At 74.2% G+C, this 6327-nt stretch carries 6 protein-coding genes and 1 tRNA gene; 4 read left to right on the top strand and 3 right to left on the bottom strand.

The genetic code is table 11. The features are described 5' to 3' along the window. The first annotated feature begins 169 nt into the window (after positions 1-169). On the top strand, positions 170-1531 hold the full coding sequence (locus tag RYN42_RS19275; RefSeq protein WP_315098951.1) for a bifunctional PIG-L family deacetylase/class I SAM-dependent methyltransferase: 1362 nt from the start codon (positions 170-172) through the stop codon (positions 1529-1531). Beyond that, the gene (locus RYN42_RS19270; RefSeq protein ID WP_315098948.1) at positions 1528-2259 is read left to right on the top strand and encodes a glycosyltransferase; all 732 of its coding nucleotides are present in this window, start codon (positions 1528-1530) and stop codon (positions 2257-2259) included. The genes RYN42_RS19275 and RYN42_RS19270 overlap by 4 nt, the downstream gene beginning before the upstream one ends. On the opposite strand, the gene RYN42_RS19265 is transcribed toward RYN42_RS19270, so the two are convergent. Further along, positions 2202-3722: an RNB domain-containing ribonuclease gene (locus RYN42_RS19265; protein WP_315098945.1), complete on the bottom strand. Its 1521-nt coding sequence runs from the start codon at positions 3720-3722 to the stop codon at positions 2202-2204. The two genes, RYN42_RS19270 and RYN42_RS19265, sit on opposite strands and share 58 nt — an antisense overlap. Before the next feature lie 398 nt (positions 3723-4120). Here RYN42_RS19265 and RYN42_RS19260 point away from each other — a divergent pair, with 398 nt between their 5' ends. Next, positions 4121-5560 carry a hypothetical protein gene (locus tag RYN42_RS19260; protein WP_315098942.1) on the top strand — a complete coding sequence of 480 codons (1440 nt, stop codon included), beginning with the start codon at positions 4121-4123 and terminating at the stop codon, positions 5558-5560. Between the two features lie 62 nt (positions 5561-5622). Here the strand turns inward: RYN42_RS19260 and RYN42_RS19255 are convergent. Next, positions 5623-5714 (bottom strand) — tRNA-Ser (locus tag RYN42_RS19255). A gap of 109 nt (positions 5715-5823) precedes the next feature. On the opposite strand from RYN42_RS19255, the gene RYN42_RS19250 reads away from it, so the two are divergent. Continuing rightward, positions 5824-6087, top strand: coding sequence for an HPr family phosphocarrier protein (locus RYN42_RS19250; RefSeq protein WP_315098940.1), 264 nt, complete (start codon positions 5824-5826; stop codon positions 6085-6087). Between the two features lie 7 nt (positions 6088-6094). On the opposite strand, the gene RYN42_RS19245 is transcribed toward RYN42_RS19250, so the two are convergent. Continuing rightward, on the bottom strand, positions 6095-6327 hold a 233-nt coding region (locus tag RYN42_RS19245), incomplete at its 5' end, for a putative PEP-binding protein (RefSeq protein WP_315098937.1).

Genomic DNA, 6327 nt, shown 5'->3' with positions numbered 1-6327 from the left:
GCGAGGAGGTGCTCACGATCGCCGGGCACGCCCTGGGGCCCGCGCCGCTCGCCCTGGAGGCCGAGCACGCCAAGCGGGTGGCGGACCTGCAGGTCTACGTGCGCCAGCAGCACGCCGAGCGGGACGACGTGTCGCTGGGGCAGGCGCTGGCGGCGTCGGCGGACCCGCCGTGGTGACGTTCGACGGGCGCGCCCCCGGCACCCCCGCCGCGGTGTGGTCCGCGGACCCCCGCTTCCGCGACCTGCCGGCGCTCGCGCTGCGCCGCACGGGTCGCACGGTGGTCGTCGCCGCCCATCCCGACGACGAGACCCTGGGTGCCGGCGGCCTCCTGGCCGAGCTGGCCGACGCCGGGCACCCCGCTGAGGTGGTCGTCGTCTCCGACGGTCGGGCGTCGCACCCCGGCTCTCCCACGCTCGCTCCCGAGGACCTGGTCGAGCGGCGCTGGGCGGAGGTGGTCCAGGCCGTGCGGGTGGTGTCGCCGGACTCGCCGGTCAGCATGCTCGGTCACCCCGACGGGGGCCTGCGCGACGTCCGGTCGTCCGTCGAGGACGACCTGCGGGCGCTCCTGGGCGACGGCCCGCCGGTCGACCAGCTGGTCGCGCCGTGGCGCGGCGACGGGCACCGCGACCACCGCATCGTCGGCGAGGTGTGCGCGACGCTGGCCGGCGAGCTGGGCTGCACCCTGCTGGAGTACCCGCTGTGGCTGTGGCACTGGGCGGTCCCCGACGACGCGCGGGTGCCGTGGGACCGGCTGCAGGTCGTCGCGCTGTCGGACCGGTCGGTGGTCCGCAAGCACCGGGCGGTCGCCGCCCACGCCTCCCAGGTCGCCCCGCTGTCCGCCGACGTGCACGACGCCCCGACGCTGCACCCGGCGTTCCTGCGCGCGTTCGACCGTGACGTGGAGGTGTTCGTCACCGAGCAGCACGCTCCACCGCCGCTGGAGGCCGCCTTCTTCGACGCCACCTACGACCGGCACGACGACCCGTGGGGCTACACCGACCGCTGGTACGAGGAGCGCAAGCGCGCGCTGACGCTCGCCGTGCTCCCGGACGCCCGCTACCCACGCGTGCTCGAGATCGGCTGCGGGATCGGCGTGCTCACCGCCCAGCTCGCGGCGCGGGCGGACCGCCTCGTCGCGACGGACGTGTCGCCCCCCGCGGTCGAGCGTGCCCGGGAGCGGACCGCCGGCCTGCCGCACGTGCAGGTCGAGGTCGGCGACGTCGTCGACGCCCTCCCGGCCGGCCCGTTCGACCTCGTGGTCCTGTCCGAGGTCGGCTACTACCTGGACCGCCCCACGCTCCAGCGGGTGCTCACCGACCTGCGCGGCCGCCTCGCACCCGGCGGCACCCTGCTCGCCTGCCACTGGCGCCACCCGGTGGCCGCCTACCCGCTGAGCGGCGACGAGGTGCACCGCGTCCTGCGCCGGACCACGGACCTCACCCTGCTCGCCGAGCACCGCGAGACCGACCTGCTGCTCGACGTGTACGGCGCCGACCCGCGGTCGGTGGCCGAGCGCACGGGGCTGGCGTGAGGGCGCCCGTCGAGCACGCCGTCGTGGTGGTGCCGGCCCGTGACGAGGAGCAGCTGGTCGGCCGGTGCCTCGCAGCGCTGCAGGCGGCACGGCAGGCGGCGCGCGCGGTCCGGCCGGGGCTCACCGTCGACCTGGTCCTGGTGCTCGACCGGTGCACCGACGGCACCCGGTCGGTGGCCCTGGGGCACCTGGACGTCCGGCTGGTCGACGTGGACCACGGTCGCGCCGGCGCCGCCCGGGCCGCCGGCGTGCGTGACGCGCTGGCGCGGACGGTCACGGACCCGGGCCGGACCTGGGTGGCGAGCACCGACGCCGACTCCGCGGTGCCCGAGGGCTGGATCCTCGAGCAGCTGCGCCTCGCCGACGCCGGGGCGGACGTGGTCGTCGGCACCGTCCGTCCCGACCCCGCCGACCTCAGCCCCGACCAGCTGGCCGCGTGGCGGACCACCCGCATACCCGGCCGGCCGAACGGGCACGTGCACGGCGCCAACCTCGGCGTGCGGGCCGACGCCTACCTGCAGGTCGGAGGCTTCCGGGACGCACCCGAGCACGAGGACGTCGACCTGGTCGGCGCGCTCGTCGCCGCAGGCGCCCGCGTCGTCGCCACCGACGCCGGCGACGTGCTCACCTCCGGGCGGCTGGTCGGCCGCACCCCGGGCGGGTACGCGGGCTACCTGCGGTCGAGGTTCGGCACCGACGACGTGGGCACGGAGGCCGCGTCCGCCTGAGGCTCGGCCAGCTCGAACAGGACCTCGCGGTCCGGGACCGACGCCTTGACCAGGCGCACCCGCACGTCCTCGCCCAGGGGTAGCCGCGCACCCTCGAGCTTCCCGCGCACCGCCGGCTCCCTCAGCTGCACGATGCCGGCGTCGCGGTCGGCGCGGACGTCCACCACCGCGCCGTCGAACACCTCGCCCTCCCGGCCGGTCAGCAGGGCCGCCTCGACCAGGTCCAGGCAGCCGCGCTCGAACTCGGCAGCGTGCTTGTCGCCCGACGCCATCAGTCCCGGCAGCTCGGGCAGGGCGTCGCGCACCCAGGCCGGCACCGGCTCGCCCGCACAGAGCGCGAGGCACGTCTCACCGACGAACCGGTCCACCAGGCGGCGCAGCGGTGCGGTCGTGTGGGCGTAGGGCGCGGCGATCGCGGTGTGCATGGTGGCCGCGGGCACCTCTCCGTCGAACGCCACGTAGGCCGCGCCGCGCAGCAGCGAGGTCGCGTCGGTGAGCAGCGCGGCGTGCGCGGGGTCGGCCGCGTCGAGGTCGCGGATCACGTCGCCCGGAGTCGCACCCGCGGGCCACGGCACACCGAGGGCGTGCGCCGACAGCCGCAGCCGCTCGACGTCCCGGGGGTCCGCCTCGGGCAGGGTGCGCACGATGCCGACGCGGCCGTCGAGCATCAGGCGCGCGGCACACATCCCGGTCAGCAGCGAGATCTGCGCGTTCCACTCCTCGACCGGCAGCGTCGCACGGCTGCCGAGCGTCCACACCCCGTCGGCCCCCTGCTCGACAACCTGCTCCGGGGTGGGCAGCGTGATCCCCCCGCGAGCGCGCTCGGCCGCGATCCGCAGGGTGCCCACCTCGCGCAGGAGCTGGAGCGGCTCGTCCGCGGTGCCGTCGTCCAGCGCCGCCTGGGCGCCGGTGTACGTGAGCTGCGCCCGGCTGCGCACGGTGGCGCGGCGCACCGTCACGTCCTGGGGCTCACCCGCCGCGTCGAGGTCGATCGTCCAGAGCAGGGCCGGCGTCGCCTGGTCGGCCAGCAGGCTGGCCGCACCCTCGGAGAGCTGCGGCGGGTGCAGCGGCGTCCGGCCGTCCGGGGCGTACAGCGTCTCGACGCGGACGCGAGCCTCCCGGTCGATCGCGCCGTCCGCCCGGACCCAGGCGGCCACGTCGGCGATCGCGTACCGCACCCGGAAGCCGTCGCCGAGCCGCTCGATGTGCAGCGCCTGGTCCAGGTCCTTCGAGCCCTCCGGGTCGATCGTCACGAAGGGGACGTCGGTGGCGTCGGCGCGCTCCCCTGCCGGTCCGCGCGCGCCGACCTCGGTGGCCTCCGCAAGAACAGCCGGCGGGAACTCGGCGGGGATGTCGAGCTCGCGGCGCAGATCGTCCAGACCGCGTCGGACGAGGACGTCGACGGACTCCGGAGCAGCCTCCTGCGGCGGACGGGCGTGGAGCTGGACGTGGCGTCGGGGCACGCCGCGAGCCTAGGTGCGCGCCGCTCGGGACGCCCGTCCGGCGCGGCGGGGTTCGCGGCGGACGCAGCAGTGTCCGGTGTCGTCCGATTCGCCGGAAATAGACATTCTTCTGACTTTGTGACCTCGGACACATTTCTCGCAGAAAATGCTCCGGTCGAGCACCAGGACGTTGCCGACAATTACGACCAAGGCTCGTACAAATCGCCAGGTCACGCCATCGGGGAGGTTCTCCCGCGCTGGCCACAGGCCGCTCGAGCGCCCAACATCCGCACGATTACGTGCTTCAGGCCGTGGCAAGGGCGTCCGATATCACCGTTAATACTGGTTGATCTCACCGATGCCGATGCGTCTTACCCGTGCATTCGTGGGACCTTTGTCCCCATATCTGGAGCTCTCACATGATTTCCGTCCGCCGTCCCCTCGCGGTTGCGTCCGCACTCGTCGCCGGGCTGATCGCCTCGGTCGCGATGCCGTCGATCGCCTCGGCCGCCACCCCGGTCGCCACCGGGTCCGTCACCTGCATGCGCGCCGCAGCCAGCCAGCTCGCCGCCGGCCAGTCGCTCACCGCCGGCAAGAGCCTGACCTCCGCGAACGGGCTGTTCAAGCTCACGCTCGCCGCCGACGGGTCGCTGACGCTCGTGAACACCTCCACGGGTGGCCGGCGCTGGGTCCAGCAGGGCGGTGCCGGTGCGCACCTCGACCTGCGGACCAACGGCAAGCTGGTCCTGGTCGCCGCCGACGGCTCGGTCACGTGGGCCAACTCCGTCGCCACCAGCTGCGCGACCGTCTGGGTGCACGACGCCGGCTACGTCGTCTCGAGCCACGGCACCGTCGTCGACTGGAACGCGCCGACCAGCACGACGAAGCTGACGGTCTCCGGAGTCATCACCCCGGCACCGGCACCGACGCCGACGCCGACGCCCACGCCGACGCCCACCCCGACCCCGACGCCGGCCCCCGCGCCCGCGCCCGTCCTGGGGCGTGACGTCGCGCAGCTGCCGTTCTCCTCGACCGCGCCCTGGAACACCTCCATCGGCTCGGGCGCACGGTTCGAGTCCGCCACCGGCACGATGACGAGCCGGCTGTCGATGACCACCCCGACGGTCAACTCGAGCCGCTGGTCGATCGCCGTCTTCTACGCCACCACCAGCGACCCGATCGCCACGGTGACCAACCCGAACAACGGCCAGGTCGTCCAGGTCCGCGTGCCGCGCAACACCGCGCCGACCTACGGCACCGACAAGCACGTCGGCGTCATCCAGCCCGACGGCGTCACGGCGTACGAGTTCTACAAGATGACGAACGTCGGCACGGACAAGTGGACGTCGACCCGCATCGTCAAGCAGGACCTGCGCACCGACGGCCTCAAGGACGGCTCGCGCGCCTCGGGCGTCTCGTTCTTCGCCGGCCTGGTCCGCACGCAGGAGCTCCGGAAGCTCTCGATCAACCACACGCTGGCGCTCGGCCTGTCCGACGCCCAGCTCAAGAGCGGGCCGGTGTGGCCGTCGCGCACGCAGGACGCCAACGGCACCACGGCGTACTCGGGCACCATCCCGATGGGGACGCTGTTCGCGATCCCGAGCAGCGTGGACCTGAGCAAGCTGACGCTCACGGCGGAGGGCCGGGCGCTGGCCAAGGCCCTGCAGAACTACGGCGCGCACGTGCTGGTCCGCTCGAGCACGCAGTCCCTGTTCTGCGAGCACACGTGCGACCCGACCCAGGCCGCCAACATCAACAAGGACTGGAAGATCCTCTCGCCGCTGATGCGGGCGGTCACCAACAACACGGCGACCACCGTCGGCGGGGGCGGCACGCCGCTCGTTGCCCCGCTGCCCTGATCGCTGCCGAACGGCCGGACAGGCCCGCTCCCCTCGGGGAGCGGGCCTGTCTCGCGTGCGGGCGGAGGGCGTGGGATTCGAACCCACGAGAACGGGGTTGTCCCGCTCCAACGGTTTTCAAGACCGTCTCTTTCGGCCGCTCAGACAGCCCTCCACGGCGGGTCCGGCCCGCGCGGATCGAGTCTCCCACAGGCCGCTCGCGTCATATGGTCTAGACCAGTAGAGTCCGAGGGTCATCGTCGACCCGTCCCTGGAGGCAGGCCATGCAGCGTTCCGTCGTCGTCACTCTTCCGGAGGGGCTGCACGCCCGTCCCGCCGCGCAGTTCGTCGCCGCGGCCGGCCGGCTGCCCGCCAAGGTCACGATCGCCAAGCCCGGCGGCACCCCCGTGGCCACCGCCTCGATCCTGGCGATCATGACGCTGGGGGTCGGCACGGGCGACGAGGTCGTGCTCGAGACCGCCGACGACGACGCGGACGCCACCGCCTCCATCGACGCCCTGGAGGAGTTCCTGCGCCAGACGGCCTAGCCGCCGCTCAGAGGCCGAGCTCGTCCAGGACGGGCAGCCGGGTCCGCACGGCCGACCGCGCCTCGTCGGCGGTGCGCTGCGCGAGGGCGAGCTCCGCGAGCGCACGGCAGCCGTCCAGGGTCACGGTGGCCAGCACCGCGCCGACGTCCGGCAGCGCGCGCGGCGTCATGGACAGCGACGCGACGCCGAGCCCGACCAGCACCGGCGCCAGCACCGGGTCCGCGGCCGCCTCGCCGCAGA

It is taken from the genome of uncultured Cellulomonas sp., from assembly GCF_963527515.1.
Classification (GTDB): domain Bacteria; phylum Actinomycetota; class Actinomycetes; order Actinomycetales; family Cellulomonadaceae; genus Cellulomonas.
This window is presented reverse-complemented; position numbering and strand designations above follow the sequence as displayed.

What these genes read in the sequence shown, in the direction of transcription:
- RYN42_RS19260 (WP_315098942.1), top strand. Translation starts at nt 4,121, where the DNA reads ATGATTTCCGTCCGCCGTCCCCTCGCGGTTGCGTCCGCACTCGTCGCC.
- RYN42_RS19250 (WP_315098940.1), top strand. Translation starts at nt 5,824, where the DNA reads ATGCAGCGTTCCGTCGTCGTCACTCTTCCGGAGGGGCTGCACGCCCGT.